The sequence below is a fragment of the Luteolibacter ambystomatis genome, assembly GCF_018137965.1.
Taxonomy (GTDB): Bacteria; Verrucomicrobiota; Verrucomicrobiia; order Verrucomicrobiales; family Akkermansiaceae; genus Luteolibacter; species Luteolibacter ambystomatis.
Genome location: NZ_CP073100.1, coordinates 2341805 through 2359430, shown reverse-complemented (window position 1 = coordinate 2359430; position 17626 = coordinate 2341805). Strand labels below are relative to the sequence as shown.

Sequence of the window (17626 nt, the reverse complement as noted above, 5' to 3'; positions counted from 1 at the left end):
TTTCTCAAGGAGCGGCGCTGGCGGTCAGGCGGACATTGTCGAACTGTGCCTGCTGCCATCCTCCGGCGGCGGTGGAGTAGGTGAAGTTCATCCGGATCTGGAGCGGCTGCCCGATCATCGGATCTCCCGGTCCGGGGGAGGTCCACGTGTAGGTGAGGTTGTTGAAGCCGGTGGTGAGCGATTGGCCGGTGATCGTGGTGAAGGTGCCGACAAAGGTGCCATTGACCAGCAGGCCGAAGTTTCCGTTGGGATGCCGGTCACCGCTGGCGCGTTGGGCGAATGCGATGGTGAGGGTGTAGGTGGTATTGGGGGCGACATTGCCGGGGGACGCCGAGGTGGCGGAGGCCGTGGCGGTGCCGGAGCTGCCCAGATTGATATAGCCGACCTGATCGCCCTGGCCGCCGAGGCCGGTCAGACGTGTGCCCTCCGGGCCGCTGGTTCCGAAACGATTGTCACGGATTTCCTCGACGCCTCCGTTCACCGGGGAAGCGAAGGTCCAGCCGGAGGGGGAACTGGAGGAGTAGGCGGGCGAGAGTCCGGTTTGATCGGGAAGCTCGAATCCCGGGTTTTGCACGACGGGGGCCGGATAGGGCAGGAATGCTCCACGCAGCCGCAGGAATGATTTTGAGTCCGCCTGGGCGGTGACGCCGATCCACCGCGTTCCCGTTCCATCGGTCGTGAGGGTGAGTCCGGCGACTCCGTTGACGACCGTGTGCCAGATGCCATCGAGGCTGCCGGACTGGTATTCGGGAATGAGTTCCGCATCCTGCGTCGCGCGCGGACGGTAGCCGTAGAGGGGCAGCCCGGTGAGCGTGTCGTAGGTGATGATGAAGGGCGCCGGGTCGGTGATGGTCGGTTCGTAGTCCTCCAGCAGATACTCCAGCAGGTTCGGCAGGCCGTCCTGATCCGGGTCCGCCATCGGCGCGGTGTCCGCGTCGAACAATCCGGAAGCGAAGGCCCATGAGGCATAGTGGCTGGTGTCCGGTGCGGCTCCCATGGTGCCATTGATGGCATCCACCGCGGCATCCGCCAGTGGCGCGGCGATCCGCAGCCACACCCGTGATCCGACGGGCAGGGAGGAAAGGTCCACATCACCACCGCGGGTATGCGGGAGGCCATCGGAGGAGGCGGGAATGGTGATCTGATACAGCGGGGGGATCACCGAGATGTCCGAGCCATCCGCGGCGGTGAAGCGGGCGTCCCAGACGTGGATGGAGACCTGCAACGCTCCGGTCTGGCCGGACAGCGCGCGCTGCGAGAGCGTCCATTGGAAGTGGTTCGGTTTCGCCGGATCGGTGGGGCCGATTTCCTGATAGATCGCGGTGCCCGCCGGGAGCTTCGCGAGATGTCCGGTGCCGGATGGATCGTTGAGGATCACCGGTCCGGTGGTGGAGGAGGAGAACCATCCGGGGACGACCGTGTTGCCGGTGGTGGTTTCGAAGTCGCCGTTGGTGACACGGATGGCGGGTGCGCTGGAGGGCTCCGTGGTATTGACGCCGATCGCGAGGTTGGTGGTGTTCGTGGTGCTGACGAGGCTCGATGCGGCGGGAGAGGTGCCGTTGTTGAGGCGGAACCGGTTGGCGGAGATGGAGACGGTGTCGGTGGATTTTGTCCTGACACCGCCGGTGCCTTTCAGGGTGAAGATATTGTCCCGGACGCGGAGGTTTGAGTGGACCGCGCCGGAGTGGGTGGTGTTCTGGGGATCGAGCTGGACCACGTTTTCCCCGCATTCGTAGAACGAATTGCCGCGCAGCGTGAGATCGCGCACCGGCCCGGATTCATACCATCCGGCGGCATCGTCTTCGACCAGGATCGCCGGGTTCTGGGTGCGGAAGAAGCGGTTGCCCTGGATCAGGGTGGGACGCCGCGAGGTGAGCAGGAAGCCGCGGGTGGGGATCTGGGCGATGTCGCAGTTGAGGACCTCGACGGATGGCGTCCAGGTCACGTTCTCCACCGCATCGGAATTCAGCACCACTCCCGCAGGCGCATTGGCATCAAGGGTGAGGATTTGTTCGCGGGGATCGGAGGTCATGGCCACGACCGTGACACTGGCGCTTCCGTAGGAGAGCAGCGTGTCCTTGCGGACGAACTCGATCTGATCGCCCGGAATGAACGCTTGGAAACCCCACGACTGCGCGTGCATGAACCGGACGCGGACCTGGTTGGCCGCGGGCTGGCTGACGATGCGGAGGTGGGTGCCGTGGATGTTCAGCGCATCGTCCTGTGCGGCGGTGAGCTTGCTGTCCGTGATGCTGACGAGTCCCTTGCAGCCGGAGAAGTGGAGAATATCCGCGGCGGAGGCGCAGGTGCGGCCGCTGCCGGAGGGCGGCGCCACCTCGATGCGCTTCAAACCCACTCCATCCATGAACTGGAACAACATGCCGAAGCCGTGCATCGAGCGGACCTTCACGTCCTGCACGGTGAGGTTCGATCCGCGGTTGAACCACATGCCGACCTGGTCGCGGGTCGTGTTGCGGACCTGGTAGGTGCGGCCGACCACGACGTTTGCGAGCGAACCGGATGGCACGTCGAAGCGCAGCGTGCCATTGCCCAGATCCGTCACGGCGGTGGCGGAGGCGGTGGGATCTCCGCCGCGCCAGGTGGTGAGGGTGGCGGGATCGTAGTGCTGCACCATGTTGTGGTAGGTGCTCCAGTCCTCGCCGGTCCACAGCACGCGGTTGCCGCCGGTGATCTGATAGGTGGACTGGGGATGGACCCTGGCCACCCAGTAGGTGGACTGCTTTTCGATGGCGGTGAATTCCGAGACCGTGGGTCGTGCGAAATCGAAGGTGAGGTTGTTCAACGTCAGGCCGGAACACCGCTCCGCCACCAGCATGGTCATCTTTCCGCGCATCATCAGCGTGGCTCCATGGCCCTCCACCGTCGTGTTGTTGAGATCGCTCAGATCCAGTGCGATGGTCCGCACGGCATCCGATCCGCTTTCCGTCGAGTTGCTGGTGTAGCAGGCCCGGCGCGTGGCATTCGTGGAGAAGAAGTCGTAGCGGCCCGCGGGGATGGACAGCGGACCGGCGGGGTCCATGGCCACGCCATCCACGACCAGGCTGTCGATGAAGACCGGCGGCGGCATCGCTTCGCGGACGCGGTCCTTCGGATCGACTGTTACTGCGCCCGCCGTAGTTGCGAACCACAGCCGGCCCTCCGGCGTGAGGAGGGAGGGGGAGCCGCTGCTCACGCCCTGCAGCTCGGGGAGCCCGTCCGCCCTGCCGAAGACCACCGGGGCCACCCGCGTCCCTTTTTCGAAACTATCCTCCAGGCTGCCGCGATCCAGCCGGAACAGGCCCTGGTAGCCGGTGAGCCAGATGCCGCCTTGATGGTCATTGCGGATGGCGCAGATCACGCTTTCCGGCAGGCCCTGCTCCTTGCCGCATGTGGCGAAACGTCCGTCCTTCCATCGGGCGATGCCTTCACCCGCGGTGCCGATCCACAGGGAGCCATCGTCGCACGCCAGCAGGGACCAGATGCTGTCGCTGGGCAGCCCGTCATGGATGGAGTAGCGGGTGAAGGCACCGTCCCGATGGCGGAAGAGGCCGCTGCCATCGGTGCCGATCCAGATGGAGCCGTCACGGTCCTGCGCGAAGGCGCGCACGTCCGCCACCGCCACGGGATTCGGCAGGTCCAGAACGACCACCCGGTCACTGGCGATCCGCGCGAGGCGGTTGCGTGTTTTCTGGCCCACCCACAGGCTGCCGTTCCGGTCCAGCAACAACGCCTGCACCGCTGCTCCGGCCTCCGGCCATCCGCCTGCCGGAGACCATTTGCCATCCTGCCACTTTTGCAGGCCGCCATCGCCAAAGCCCGCCCAGACGACTCCATCGGGTCCGGCCGAGAGGGTGGAGATCGTGCGCCTGGCGAATTGGGGAAACTCTCCCGGAGAGGGGGCTCCGTTGGCATCGATCCGATTGATGCCGTCCCCGGCCGTGCCCACCCAGATGGTGCCCGTGCCATCCTGGCAAACGGCGGTGGCGCGGTCCGAGGAAAGGCCTTGGCTTTTCCCAAACACCTGGAACCACGCGGGCGAGATCCGCCCCAATCCGCCACCCGCGGTGCCCACCCACACATTGCCGTCCCGGTCCTCGAACAAGGCCTGCACGAAGTCTCCGGCGAATCCCGAAGTGGTATCCAGCGAGTGCACCGAACCATCCGGGCCATAGCACAGGAGCCCTTGCCCGGAAGTGGCCAGCCACAACTGGTGGCGGTGGTCCTCGATGCCGAAGGTCAGATCGCGCGCGCCCCATCGCGGTGAGGCGGCCACCTCGAATCCCTGTCCTTCCTTCCACCGTCGCACCTGGCCGCCCTGCTCCATCCAGAAGCCTCCATATCCGGGGGCCAGATAACGTGTCACGCCGGTTGGTTGTCCGGCGATGGGTTCCAAGGTATCTCCGCGCAAACGGAACAAGGCCGAGGGGGTGTTCACCACCGGCTGGCCGTCACCATCGAGCCGGAGTTGGCCGCCGGTCTTCCACACGGCGCTCATGTCGCGCGGCTTTCCATCTTCAAGGCGGAGGATGCGGCCGCCGAGCGTCGTGATCCACAGGCTGCCTTGCCTGTCCTCGGTCAGTATTTCGAAACCGGCTGCCAGCAGCGGCTCTCCGCGATCGAGCACCCTGGTGAAGATGCCTCCTTCGTGCTTGAGCAGGATTCGATCCGCGGTGCCGATCCACAGGCGTCCGCTCGCGCCCGCAGCCAGGCGTTCGATCCGGGCTGTGCCCAGGTCGCGCACGGTGTCGCTCCGATAGACCGTGAAATGGGCGCCATCGAAACGAGCCAGACCGTCCGCGGTCCCCACCCAGATGCAGCCATCGGAAGTTTGGGTGATCGCCCGCACGTTCTGGTGCGGCAGCCCCGAGCCCGCCCGCCAGATGGCGATCGCATGCGGCGAGGCCATGCCACCTGCGATCAGGGTGAACCAGCAGATCAGGATGCGGATCATGAAGCGTTTCTCGAAGCGATTGCATCCCAGCCTACGGCGGCAGGCTGGTGATGGACAAGTGCCCGTTGTCACCATCGGATCGAATGTCCACCATCCGGGGTGGGTTATAAACAGCCCTCTTGAGTGGAGTCGGCACTCGTCCTAACACTGCCGTCAGTTCGAAATTGAATTTGAGAACGACATCGTCAGCCGAGTGCCTTGGACGCGTGGTCCGGGGCAACGGGGGAACCAATCCCGACCACCGATCCGGAATCGTTTTCCGGGCCACCGGCAGTCTCAGGGGCATGCGATACCTGCGGTATCGGGAGCACATGGTGGCTCCAGCCCGACAGCTAACCCCGTAGGCATCACCGTGAGGCGCGTCTGTTCGCTGTTTCTCCCGAAGTGGGTGACCGCGGCCAACGTTGCTTCATATCAGCAACAACATAGGTCCGGCCTCTGCGTTTCCGCAGGGAGGCGGGGCCGGCCATAGAGAGACAGAAAGAGAGACACATATGATCGCTGGCTTATTGTTCAGCATTGGAATCGGCATCGCGGTTTTGTTCGCGATCGCCATCATCATCTACCTCGGCTTCGGGGTGCGTTACATCCCCCACCGCCGTGTCGGCATCATCGAGAAGATGTGGTCGGCCAGCGGCGCGCTCAGCGAGGGCCGCATCATCGCCGTGAAGGGCGAGGCCGGTTTCCAGGCGAAAGTGCTGCGTGGTGGCCTCTACGTGGGCTACCCGTTCTGGAAATACAACATCCACAAGGTGCCGCTCGTGACCGTGGCGGAAGGCCGCATCGGCTACGTGTATGCGCGTGACGGCGGACCCTTGCCTCCTTCGCAGACGCTCGGTCGCATCGCGGACAGCAATGGCTTCCAGGACGCGGTGGCGTTCCTGGAGAACGGAGGCCAGCGCGGCCGCCAGCGCGGCATCCTGCGTGAAGGTGTGTATGCCATCAACACCGCCGTGTTCATGGTGATCACGGAGACCGGCGTGCACACCGGCCCGATCTCCGCCGAGGAGAACCGCATGGCCCAGCACTGGCTGGAGGAGCTGCAGCGCCAGAACGGCTTCGTGCCGGTGATCGTGGGTGATCCGACCAACAGCAAGGGCTCGCCGCCGCTGCCGGGTGCGGGACTTTCCGAGTCCGACAACATCGGTGTCATGACCGTGCACGACGGCCCCACGCTGGAGGCGGGCGAGGTGATCGCTCCCGAGGTGCGCGACCCGCAGGGCGGCTCCGGCCACAATTACTTCCAGGACCCGGAAACGTTCCTGACGTTGGGTGGTCGACGCGGCAAGCAGCTCCAGGTGCTCACGGACGGCACGTACTTCATCAACCGCTGGTTCGCCACGGTGGAGCTGAAGCCGAAGACGCTGATCCCCATCGGCTACGTGGGCGTGGTCATCGGCTACTTCGGTGGCAGCGGTGACGACGTGACGGGCTCGAACTTCCGCTACGGCGAGCAGGTGGAAACCGGTCGCCGCGGGGTGTGGAAGCAGGCGCTCACGCCGGGCAAGTACGCCCTGAACCCATATGCGCTGAAGGTGGAACTTGTTCCTACGGTGAACTTCGTACTCCGCTGGATCAGCGGCCAGACGGAGAACCACAAGTACGACGAACACCTGAGCAGCATCCCGCTCATCACCGCCGACGGTTACGAGCCTCTGCTGCCGCTCAGCCTGGTGCTCCACATCGACTACCAGAAGGCTCCGCGCGTGGTGCAGCGCTTCGGTGACGTGAACCGCCTGATCAGCCAGACGCTCGATCCGATCCTCACCGCTTATTTCCGCGACGTGGCGCAGAGCAGCAACATGCTGGAACTGCTGACGCACCGCGAGGAGATCCAGCGCCGCGCGACCGAGGAGCTGGGCCGCCGTTTCGAAAGCTATGACATCAACTGCGTGGCCGTGCTGATCGGCCGCCCGGAAAGCGCCCGCGCCCACGATGGCAAGGACCCGATCGACAGCCTGTTCGACCAGCTCCGCCAGCGCCGTCTGGCCGAGGAGCAGAAGGAGACCTTCGCGAAGCAGCAGGAGGCCGCCGCGCAGCTCCGCGAGCTGAACGAGGCGCAGGCCGTGGCCGCGCGCCAGACCCACCTCACGGAAACGCAGATCGAGATCCAGGTGGCCGCGAACCGCGGTTCCGCCCAGCTCGCCGAAGCCGAACGTGTGGCGAAACGCGAGATCGCCCTCGCCGAAGGCCAGGCCCGCGTGGCCGAGCTGAACGGTCATGGTGAGGCGCTGCGCATCCGCCAGGTGGCGGAGGCCGAGGCGTCCCGCATCGCCCAGATCGGTGAGGCGGAAGCCGAGGTCAGCCGCCAGAAGGTGTCCGCCTTCGGCGACAACCGCCTGTATGCGCTCAACCTGGTGGCGATGGAACTGGCCGACAGCAAGCAGCCGCTCGTTCCTGAGAAACTGGTGATGCTGGGTGGTGGCGGCGAAGGCGGCCAGATCGGTGCCCAGGCCGGTGTGTTCCAAGCGATGATGCAGTTGCTCACGGCGTGGGACACGCTGAAGGAAGATCAGGCCGCGCCGGAGGAGAAGCCCGCGGTGGCCGCGGAGGTCACCGAGGTGAAGACGGAAGCGGCTTGATCGCGCTCTGAATCAAAGACGCTCGCGGGGAGACCTGCGGGCGTTTTTTTGCAATGTAGTCGAAAGCTCTGCTTTCGATCCGGGGGGCGGCTGGATGATGGGGTGGAAGCCGGAGGACAGGTGACGTCCGATCCCGGAAGAGGGAAAGCGGAGCTTCCCCCTACATTCCGAAAGAGCTTTCGGCTACAATTCAGGCTTCGCCTACCTTTCCATCATGAGATAGAGCGGCGATTCGGTGACCTCGACAGTGAGCGGTGTTTTCACGGGGATGCTGACGGTCTTCTCATCCAACGGCATGCGTTCGATGGTGGTGAGTTTCCCGGGGAGATTCGGGATGGCTTGTTGGAACGACTTGTCCTCGCCGGTGGGGGACCAGATGACCCAGACGATTTTCTTCGGATCGGTGGCGTGGAGGTATTCCTGGAGGCGGACCTTGCCGGGTTCGTTCTTCACGATGCGGGAGAAGCGGTAGTCGCCGAGGACCTTCTGGAAATGCGAGAGCGCGTGGAAGGAAGGCTTCGGCTGGAAGTTCCGCGTGAGGCCGGAGCTGCCGTGGAGCTGCGGCTCGTCCTTGTCATCGAAGAAATACACATACGCGCGGTCGAGCGGCATGGCGGAGAAGACGAGGACGGAGCGGGTCAACCACTGTGCCTGCCGTAGATCGCTGACGCCGACCCACTTCGAGAAATCGCCGGTGGTGGGCGAGGGCTTGGTGGTGCTGTCGTAGCCGAATTCGGTGAGCCAGACCGGTTTGCCGGGGCACTTTTCATCGCGCCACTTGCACAACGCCTCGATATCCGGGAGATACTTCTTCAACGCGGGGTCCTCGGGGAAGCTGCGTTTCCATGTGGGCCAGTTCTCGAGCTGGGCGTAGGAGTGGATGTTCAGCACGTCCACCAGCGGCAGGTTGTTCTCGATGGTGGTGACGCTCTTTTCATAGTCGCCGCTCTTGCCGGTGGTGAGATTGCAGGTGGCGATTTTCAATTTCGGATCGCCCTCGCGGATACCCTCGGCCATGGCGCGGAGCATGGTGGTGTAGTCCTTGTCCGACCACTTGCCGGGTTCGTTGCCGATTTCCACGGACTCCAGCAGCGGGGTGGCGGAGGAGGGGCCGAATTGCTTGGCGAAGGCGCGGCCGTAGGCCTTGGCATCGGCGGGCATGTCCTTCCATTGTTCGCGCGGGATGGACTCGAACATCAGGCAGGCGTCGATAGTCCACTGCTTGTCCTTCCAGCTTCCGTAGACCTTGTCCCAGGGGACGCCGTTCTTGGCCATGGGGAGCTTCGGCAACGCGGAGGTCTCCTTGCCGAGATCCCATTCCACCGGATGGTAGTCGCGGACCACGCCACAGACGGGGCGGTAGAGGTCCGGCTTGAATTGGACGGTGTGGCCGTTGAGCCCGAGGAAGTCCTTCATCGGCGGCCGTGGGGCCGGTGCGGCATGCGCGAGACCCGCAGCGAGACAGAGGAAGGGGAAGAGGGTTTTCATGGATGGGGTGTTACGTGGAAGGGGGCGGGTTTTGTCAGGGGAGGAACCACGAAAGACACGAAGGGTCACGAAAGGAAGAAGGAGGAAAGGTGCGTTGCAAAGCGATGGTGGGTTTGTTAGATGGCGGGGTGATGAGCACGAATGCCGATCCCTTGCCAGCGTTGGTCCCTCCGGGGAAAGGCCGTGTGATCCGCGCTTTCGGGGATGAGCTGCATGTGCATCTCGATGGGGCGGATACCGGCGGGCGGTTCGCGATGTTCACGGCGATCACGCCGCCGGGCGGAGGGCCGCCGCCGCACATCCATGCGAATGAGGACGAGTGGTTCCATGTGCTGGAAGGCCGCGCGGAGTTTTTCCTGGATGGCGTGTGGACGGAAGCCGGACCGGGGACGACGGTGTATATGCCGAAGAATTCGTTCCACACGTTCCGGAACATCGGGGATGTGCCGTTGAAACAGATCATCCATGTGGCTCCGGCGGGCTTCGAGGTGTTCTTCGGGCGCTGTGCGGCGGAATTCGAGAAGGGCGGGCCACCGGATTTTCCCGCGCTGATCGCGATCGCGGCGGAGCATGGGATCAGCTTTCCGCCGGTGTGAGGGATCTCTTGTGTAGCCGGAGTCGTGAGACTTCGGGCTGGGTGGATTGACCCGGATGCCCGGGCGTTGCATCGGGGGGGATCGGGAGGAGACTGGATATGCGGGAGACTTCGCATCTCCTCCCCACCTGAAGTGTTACCACTTCAGCTACGTGGTGGCTGAAGCCTCAACTTCTTTGCAGCGCTGCCCGGGCGGCGTGGGTGCCGGTGGCGAAGCAGCCTTGCATGAGGTAGCCCCCGGTGGGGGCTTCCCAGTCGATCATTTCCCCGGCGACGTACACGCCGGGGAGTTTCCTGAGCATGAGCGAGGCATCGAGCTCGCTCCAGCAGACGCCACCGGAGGAGGAGATGGCCTCGGCGATGGGACGCGGGGCGGTGAGGGGAATGGGGCAGGCCTTGGCGCGGAGAGCGAGCGTGGTGGCATCGAGGTCCGCGGGCAGGCCGTGGGTGAGGATGGCGTGGGCGGCGGCGGAGAGCTTCCAACGCTCGCGGCTGAAGGTGATGTGATCGTGCTTCACGGACTCCAGTTTCCGTGCGAGTTCGTCCGCGGTGAAGGTGGGCTTGAAGTCGATTTCGATCACCGGTTGCGGCATCGCGCGCAGGGCGGCTCCGAGCTGGTAGATCGCGCCGCCTTCGATGCCGTAGGCGGTGACCATGAGCTCGCCGGTGGCGGTGGTGCCGCCCGCGCGGACGGCGATGTTTTTGAGCGGCTGGCCTTCGGCGAGGGCGAGCACTTCGGCGGGCCACGGGTGTTCCCAGCCGCAGTTGGCGGGGACGAGGGGATTCACGCGGATGCCGAGGTTTTCCAAGACGGGCACCCAGCCGCCATCGGAGCCGGTGATGGGCCACGAGGCACCGCCCATGGCGAGGATGACGGCATCGCATGCGTATTCGCGTTGATCGAAGCCGAGCCGGATGCGCGCGCCGTGATGCAACGCGGTCCAGCGGTGGTTCATGTGGAAGGTGACGCCGAGCCCGCGCAGGCGCTCAATCCAGCGGCGCAGCAGCGGCGCGGCTTTCATTTCACGCGGATAGACGCGGCCGGTGCGTTGTTCGAATGTCTCGATGCCGAGTCCGGCGGCCCATGCGCCGAGGTCGGCGGGGGTGAAGGCTTCCAAGACGCCACGCCAGAAGCCGACGGGCTGATCCGCGCCGGAGTAGCGGGTGATGAAGCCCTCGAAGTCCTCGCCGTGGGTAAGGTTCAGGCCGCCGCGTCCGGCGACGAGGAGCTTGCGGCCGACGGAGGGTTTCGCATCGAAGACGGTGACGCGCGCGCCCGACTGCGCCGCGACTTCCGCCGCGCGCAGGCCCGCGGGGCCGCCTCCGATGATTGCGATCTCCATTTCCATGTGCCGCCCCGGGTGTAGGGGGGAGGTGGGAAGGGAGTCGAGGTTTTAGGCGATGAAGATTTCCAGCCGAAAAAAGGGAGAGATGGATGCGGGGTATGTAGTTCCTCCTTTAGGAGGGCGGGGTGGAGCGGCGATGCGTCAGACGCCCTCCTGAAGGAGGAACTACGTACGAAGAGGGGTGATCACTTTTTGCATGCTCAGGCCAAGGAGGAGGCATTTCCCGGATCGGGGGAGCGGGGGTAGTCTCGCGGCATGAATCTCCGTGATCTGGAAAGCGCCGTGGAGCTGGCTCCGAAGACGGGCAGGCAGCCCGCGATCTTCATCGGCCATGGCAGCCCGATGAACATCATCCGTGACAATGCCTTCACGCGCTCGCTGCGGGAACTGGGCGAACGCCACGGCCGCCCGGCGGCGGTGCTGGTGATTTCCGCGCATTGGCTGACGCGGGGCGAGACACGCGTTTCGGTGAATCCCGCGCCGCCCACGATCCATGACTTCGGCGGGTTTCCGGAGGAGCTGTACCGGTTGCGTTATCCCGCTCCGGGACAGCCGAGGATCGCACAGGGGCTGGTGGACGAGGTGACCTCGATCCGCATCCATGAGGATCATGAGATGGGACTCGATCATGGCGCATGGGGCATCCTCCATCATCTGTGGCCGGATGCGACGGTGCCGGTGTTCCAGATGTCGATCGACTACGACAAGCCGCCCGCGTGGCATCATGAGCTGGGGAAACAACTGCGCCGTCTGCGCGAGCGCGGCGTTCTCATCCTCGGCAGCGGCAATGTGGTCCACAACCTGCGGCGGATCTCGTGGGACGAGAGCGATCCGAGCGTGCCGTCGTGGGCGTTGGAGTTCGACGCGTGGGTGAAGGACCGGTTGGAGCAGGGCGATCACGCGGCGTTGTCCGGCTACGCGAAGCTTGGTGAAACCGCGCGCCTCGCGGTGCCGACGAACGACCACTACCTGCCGATGCTCTACACGCTTGGCGCGATGTTGCCGGGCGAGCAGGTGCGCTTCACGCATGAGAGCTTCCAGAATGGCAGCATCTCGATGCGCTGCTTCGAGGCGGCGTGAGGATTTTCCGAGGTTGTCTTTGTTGGAAACGGACGGACGTTTCCGTCATGAAGGCAACCTCGAAGAAGCAGCAGATGGCCGCCGGGGCAGCGCTCTCGGCGAAGAAGCATGAGACGCCGGAATCGAAGCTCAAGGGCGCATCGAAGGAGATGTTCGAGACCATGAGCAGGAAGCAACTCAAGGAAATGGCATCGACGAAAAGGAAGCGATTGCCGTTGAAAAAGAAGGACGGCTGAGCGGAGACTGCTGGCATCATGACGGTGCTTGCAGAATCCCATGCCGATCTCACCACGACCCGCGGCCCGATGCGGGTGCATCTGTTTCTCCCGCAGGGCGGGGGAGCCCGGCCGGCGCTGATCTTTTATTCGGAGATCTTCCAGGTGACGGGGCCGATCCGGCGCATGGCGGCGGCGTTGGCGGGCGAGGGTTACATCGTGGCGGTGCCGGAGGTGTATCATGAGTTCGAGCCGCTCGGCACGGTGCTGGCGTATGACCAGGCGGGATCGGATCGGGGGAACGAACTGAAGTTCACCAAGGAGATCGCGTCCTACGATGAGGACACGGCGGTGGTGGCGGCTTTTCTCAAAGCGCACGAAGGATGCACGGGAAAGGTCGGCAGCTTCGGCGTGTGTCTCGGCGGGCATCTGGCGGTGCGCGCGGGATTTCATCCGGACGTGACGGCGGTGGGCGCGTTTTATCCGACGGACATCCACAGCCACACGCTGGGTGCGGGGAGGAATGATGACACGCTGGAACGGTTGAAGAGCGCGACGGCGTCGTTCCTGTTCACGTGGGGACGGCAGGACCCGCATGTGCCGGTGGAAGGACGCAGGCTGATCCATCAGACGCTGGAGGATCACGGCATCGACTTCGAATGGCACGAGTTCAATGCGGCGCACGCGTTCCTGCGCGATGAAGGGCCGCGTTACAACCCGGCGGTCGGACGCGTGGGGATGGCGATGCTTCTCAGATTCTTTGCGGAGAAGCTGGGGTAGGGTAAACAGAGGCTGGGCGGTTGAAAACCGCCGCCACGGTTACGCCACCTGGCGGTCGACGTCTTCGCGCAGGTTGTCGATGATGTAGTCCTGCCGCTCCGGCGTGTTCTTGCCCATGTAGAAGGCGAGCAGTTCCTTCACGCCCTTGCCTTCCTCGAAGGTCACGGGATCGAGGCGCATGTCCGGACCGATCATGAACTTGAACTCGTCCGGCGAGATTTCACCGAGCCCCTTGAAGCGGGTGATCTCGGAGGATTTGCCGAGCTTGCCCAGCGCCTTCACCTTCGCTTCCTCGTCGTAGCAGTAGATCGTCTCCTTCTTGTTGCGCACGCGGAACAGCGGCGTTTGAAGAATGTAGAGATGGCCCTCGCGGATGACTTCCGGGAAGAACTGGAGGAAGAACGTCAGAAGCAGCAGGCGGATGTGCATGCCGTCCACATCGGCATCGGTGGCGATGATGACCTTGTTGTAACGCAGCTCCGCGATGCCATCCTCGATGCCGAGCGCGGCTTGGAGCAGCGCGAACTCCTCGTTCTCATAGACGATCTTCTTCGCGAGGCCGAAGGTGTTGAGCGGCTTGCCGCGCAGCGAGAACACCGCCTGCGTCTCCACATTGCGGCTCTTCGTGATCGAGCCGGAGGCGGAGTCACCCTCGGTGATGAAAAGCGTGCTGTGCTCGCGCTCCTTGTGCTTCGAGTCGAGGTGGGCGCGGCAGTCGCGCAGCTTCTTGTTGTGGACCTTCGCCTGGCGCGCGCGGTCGCGGGCCAGCTTCTGCACGCCCTTGAGATCCTTGCGCTCGCGCTCGGCGGCGAGGATGCGCTTCTGGATCGCCTCCGCCACCTTCGGGTGCTTGTGCAGGTAGTTGTCGAGGTGCTCCTTGAGGAAGTTGCCCACGAAGGTGCGCAGCGATTCACCGTTCGGCGAAACCCCGGCGGAGCCGAGCTTCGTCTTCGTCTGCGATTCGAACACCGGCTCCTCGATGCGCACCACGATGGCCGCCTCGATGCCCGCACGGATGTCCGCCGGTTCATACTGCTTCTTGTAGAAACCGCGGATCGCATTCACCAGACCCTCACGGAAGGCCTGCAAGTGGGTGCCGCCCTGCGTGGTGTTCTGGCCGTTGACGAAGGTGTAGTACTCCTCGCCGCTCTCCGGCGTGTGGGTGAAGGCGATCTCGATGTCCTTGCCGGTGAGATGGATCGGATCGTAGAGCGCCTCGCTCTCCATCTCCTCGCGCAGCAGGTCGAGCAGGCCGTCCTTCGATTTGAACTTCTTCCCATTGAGTACCAGGGTCAGTCCCGGATTCAGGTAGGAGTAGTAGCGGCACATCTTCTCCACGAAGGTGTCCTTGAACTTCGACTTCGCCGGGAAGATCGTGCGGTCCACCTCGAAGGCGAGGCGCGTGCCGTTCGGCGCTTCTTCGCGGCGGGTGTGCTTCATGTCCACCGCCACCTGGCCCTTCGAGAACTCGATGGCCTTCGTCTCGCCATCGCGCCACGCCTGGATCTCGAAGAAGCTGGAAAGCGCGTTCACCGCCTTGATGCCCACGCCATTGAGGCCGACGGTTTTCTTGAACGCCTCGCTGTCGTACTTGGCACCGGTGTTGATCTGGGCGGCGCAGTCGTAGAGCTTGCCCAGCGGGATGCCGCGGCCGAAGTCCCGGACCTCCACGCGGCCCTCCTCGTCGATCTCGACGCGGATCTCCTTGCCGTTGCCCATGATGAACTCGTCGATCGAGTTGTCGATGACCTCCTTGAGCAGGATGTAGAGCCCGTCATCGGGCGAGGAGCCGTCCCCGAGTTTTCCGATGTACATGCCCGGGCGGAGGCGGATGTGTTCGCGCCAGTCGAGGGACTTGATGTCGGCTTCGGTGTATTCGGCTGCCATGTCTGGCGGCGAGAAGTACCGGAGGCGGGTTACCGGTGCAAGCGCGGGGGTGGGGGAGACCTGTCCGGTCAGGCTAAGGGATTCATTTTCAGAGCGAAGCAATGTAGGGGGAAGCTCCGCTTTCCCTCTGCGGGGGGCGTTACCAGTTCTTCGGCTTCCGCCTGCCATCCACCCGCCCCCGGATCGAAAGCGGAGCTTTCGACTACATTGGGTCGCTCGTCCTCCGGCTCTCCCCACCATCCAACCGCTCCCATATCGAAAGCGGAGCTTTCGACTACATTACTTCAATCCCGCCGTGATTCCGTCCCAGCGGCGTTTGAAGGCCGGGCTGTCCACGGCGAGGCGGTCGGCGGCGGAGGCGGCGCGGGTGCGGTCGCCGGCCAGCCAGTCGTAAGCGATGGCGGACTCGTGGCGGCGCAGCACATCCTCCGCTTTCGCATTCTTTACCAGGGCGCGGTGGAGGTCGATCACCGATTCCGGCGCGAGATCCTTCCACTCGATGTCCTGTGCGGTTCCCGCCGCATCGGTGGCCTTCAGCTTGCCCGGTCCGGAGGCGGAGATTTTGGTGTAGGAGGTGGCGCCATCGCGGGATTTCAGATCCAGCGTCACCTCGCCGTGGCCGAGGTCGTTTTCCAAATCCGCGAGAAGGGAGGCGGCGGACTCGGCCAGAGCCAGCAGGGCCTCGCGGGTGATCTTCTCATCCTCGGCAGGTTGCAGGCTCTTGAGCCGGGTCGCAGCCTCGGCGAAGAGGGAGTCCTTGCAAAGCTGGTCCACCTCCCCGCGGGCCTGCGCCAGAGTCACCGGAGTGGTGCCCACGACGGGCTTCGGCTTGACCACCGGGTGGTCGAGGTCGTGGATCCGGCGCTTCAGCATGAGCTGCCATTCGCGCAGGTTGAAGCGCGCGCGCCCCTGGGTCTCCAGGGTGGCCAGGACCTTTTCCAATTCATCGATGGTCTTCTGGCTGGTGCTCTTGTCTCCGGTGAAGCTCTTCGGCTCGGCTTCCGTCAGGCGCTTGTGATCCGCTAGGTAACGCGCCGCCACCGTCTGGTAGTGGCGGGCCCAGGCGTCCTGGTCGGCCAGCTTGGCCTCCGTGATCGACTTGAAAAACTCCGCGGCATCGTCCAGGCGGCCTTGTTCCCAATCTTTCAGCCCGCACAGCATCCACGCCAGAGCCTGTGGCGCGTCCGCCTTGGCCGAATCGAGGCTCTTGGCGGGGATGGCGGGCAGCTTGCGGATGCGGTTCAGCGCCGGGATCAACTCGCCCGCCACATTCGGAGCTGGGAGATTGGCGGCGGTGGCGTGGCGGGCGGACAGGTCCGCCTCTTCACGGGCGAGCTCCGGCTTGCCATTGAGATAGGTGGCGATCACAGCCTCCACGCCCGCCCAGGTGCCGGTGGGTTCCTGGACCTGGGGATCATCCCGCAACTGTTTGAATTCCTGGGAAGCCCGCTCGAATTCGCCCTTTTCCATCGCCTCGCGGGCGGAGCGGTAGCGCATGCCGATCTTCGCCGCGATGGCGGGGTCCTGCACGCTGCCGGGGTCCGCCTGCGGGATCGCTTCCAGACCGGCCGCGGGCAGGGGTGTGCCGGTGCCCTTGTGCGGGTCCTTGCGGTTGATGAAATGGATCGCCAGTCCGGTGGCGGCCAGCAGCACCACCGCCGCACCGATGATCAGCGTACGCTCGCGATCCTTCACGGCGGCTTTACGGCGGCGCAGGGTGGCGGAGTCCGGAGCGGGTTCGGACGGTCCGGCCAGCACCCGTTGGTAGGAATAGCGCAGCGCGGCCAGCATTTCGTCATAGGACGTGAAGCGGTCCGCCGGATCGTAGGCCATTGCGCGGGCCACCACGGCGCAGGTTTCCGGGGCCAGGTTATGGATCGCGGGCACCAGCGGACGGATGCTCTGCTTCGCCTCGCGCAGCTTCAGCGTGTCCATCGTCTCTTCCGCGCAGGAGGGCACTCCGGCCAGCGCGTGGTAGAGCGTGGCGCCGAAGGCGTAGATGTCCGAACGGAAATCCTCCTCCAGCCCTTCGATGGTCTCGGGCGGGACATAGTAGGGAGTGGCCCAGATTTCGGTGGCCTGGGCCTTGCCGCCCTTCGTCACCAACGCGAGGCCGAAGTCCACGATCTTCGCATTGCCCGCGGCATCCAGCAGGATGTTCCCCGGCTTGATGTCGCGGTGGATCAGACCCGCGGCATGGGCGGCGCGCAGGCCCTCCGCCACCTGGATCGCCAGCGGCAGCACCTCCGTCTCCGGCACCGTGCCGCGCTCGCGGATCTGGTGCTCGAAGTGGCCGCCGGACACCAGTTCCATGGCCAGGTAGAACCGCCCGAAGGCCCGGCCCGTGGTCAGCAGCCGCACCACGTGCGGATGGCTGATGGAGGCCGTGGTCCGCGCCTCCTCCTCGAAGGCCTCGATCCGCCGCTCATCCGCCGAGTAGTCCTCATTGAGAATCTTCAGCGCCACCTCGCGGTCCAGCGTGTTGTCATGCGCCACGAAGACCACGCTCATTCCGCCGATGGCATGGCGGCGCAGCAGCGTGTAGGGGCCGAATTCCCGCTTCACCCGGGTGTGCTTCCCGCACTGCGGGCACTCGACATTCGAAAAGGGAGCGACTTCTGAAACGTCCATCGGTCCTCCGCATGAGTGGCAGTAGGCGATGGTGGCTTCGTCGTCAGGCATGGCAGGAAAACTAGGTTACG

The 17626-nt window shown here is 64.6% G+C and carries 10 protein-coding genes and 1 riboswitch; of the genes, 5 read left to right on the top strand and 5 right to left on the bottom strand.

From position 1 onward, the window contains the following. Positions 1-4: 4 nt before the first annotated feature. Complete coding sequence (locus tag KBB96_RS09015) at positions 5-4951, bottom strand: two-component regulator propeller domain-containing protein (RefSeq protein ID WP_211634362.1); 4947 nt, start codon at positions 4949-4951, stop codon at positions 5-7. A 177-nt stretch (positions 4952-5128) separates the two neighbouring features. Then, positions 5129-5313: riboswitch (cyclic di-AMP (ydaO/yuaA leader) on the top strand. A 147-nt stretch (positions 5314-5460) separates the two neighbouring features. Here KBB96_RS09015 and KBB96_RS09010 point away from each other — a divergent pair. Then, a complete protein-coding gene (locus KBB96_RS09010; RefSeq protein WP_211634361.1) occupies positions 5461-7533 on the top strand; it encodes an SPFH domain-containing protein in 2073 nt (690 codons plus the stop codon). 201 nt (positions 7534-7734) lie between these two features. On the opposite strand, the gene KBB96_RS09005 is transcribed toward KBB96_RS09010, so the two are convergent. Further along, positions 7735-9021, bottom strand: a complete 1287-nt coding sequence (locus KBB96_RS09005; protein ID WP_211634360.1) for a hypothetical protein — start codon at positions 9019-9021, stop codon at positions 7735-7737. A gap of 131 nt (positions 9022-9152) precedes the next feature. On the opposite strand from KBB96_RS09005, the gene KBB96_RS09000 reads away from it, so the two are divergent. Beyond that, positions 9153-9617, top strand: a complete 465-nt coding sequence (locus tag KBB96_RS09000) for a cupin domain-containing protein (RefSeq protein WP_211634359.1) — start codon at positions 9153-9155, stop codon at positions 9615-9617. Positions 9618-9783: 166 nt separating this feature from the next. Here KBB96_RS09000 and KBB96_RS08995 read toward each other — a convergent pair whose 3' ends face one another. Continuing rightward, the gene (locus tag KBB96_RS08995; protein WP_211634358.1) at positions 9784-10965 is read right to left on the bottom strand and encodes a BaiN/RdsA family NAD(P)/FAD-dependent oxidoreductase; all 1182 of its coding nucleotides are present in this window, start codon (positions 10963-10965) and stop codon (positions 9784-9786) included. A 252-nt stretch (positions 10966-11217) separates the two neighbouring features. On the opposite strand from KBB96_RS08995, the gene ygiD reads away from it, so the two are divergent. The 3 genes from ygiD to KBB96_RS08980 are packed head-to-tail and all read left to right on the top strand — an operon-like array spanning position 11218 to position 13037. Continuing rightward, positions 11218-12042, top strand: a complete 825-nt coding sequence (gene ygiD / locus KBB96_RS08990; protein ID WP_211634357.1) for a 4,5-DOPA-extradiol-dioxygenase — start codon at positions 11218-11220, stop codon at positions 12040-12042. A 47-nt stretch (positions 12043-12089) separates the two neighbouring features. Further along, the gene (locus tag KBB96_RS08985; RefSeq protein ID WP_211634356.1) at positions 12090-12278 is read left to right on the top strand and encodes a DUF3008 family protein; all 189 of its coding nucleotides are present in this window, start codon (positions 12090-12092) and stop codon (positions 12276-12278) included. 18 nt (positions 12279-12296) lie between these two features. Then, the gene (locus KBB96_RS08980) at positions 12297-13037 is read left to right on the top strand and encodes a dienelactone hydrolase family protein (protein WP_211634355.1); all 741 of its coding nucleotides are present in this window, start codon (positions 12297-12299) and stop codon (positions 13035-13037) included. A gap of 39 nt (positions 13038-13076) precedes the next feature. Here the strand turns inward: KBB96_RS08980 and KBB96_RS08975 are convergent, their stop codons facing one another. After that, positions 13077-14924 carry a DNA topoisomerase IV subunit B gene (locus tag KBB96_RS08975; protein WP_211634354.1) on the bottom strand — a complete coding sequence of 616 codons (1848 nt, stop codon included), beginning with the start codon at positions 14922-14924 and terminating at the stop codon, positions 13077-13079. Between the two features lie 279 nt (positions 14925-15203). Then, positions 15204-17606, bottom strand: coding sequence for a serine/threonine-protein kinase (locus tag KBB96_RS08970; protein WP_211634353.1), 2403 nt, complete (start codon positions 17604-17606; stop codon positions 15204-15206). Positions 17607-17626: the final 20 nt, after the last annotated feature.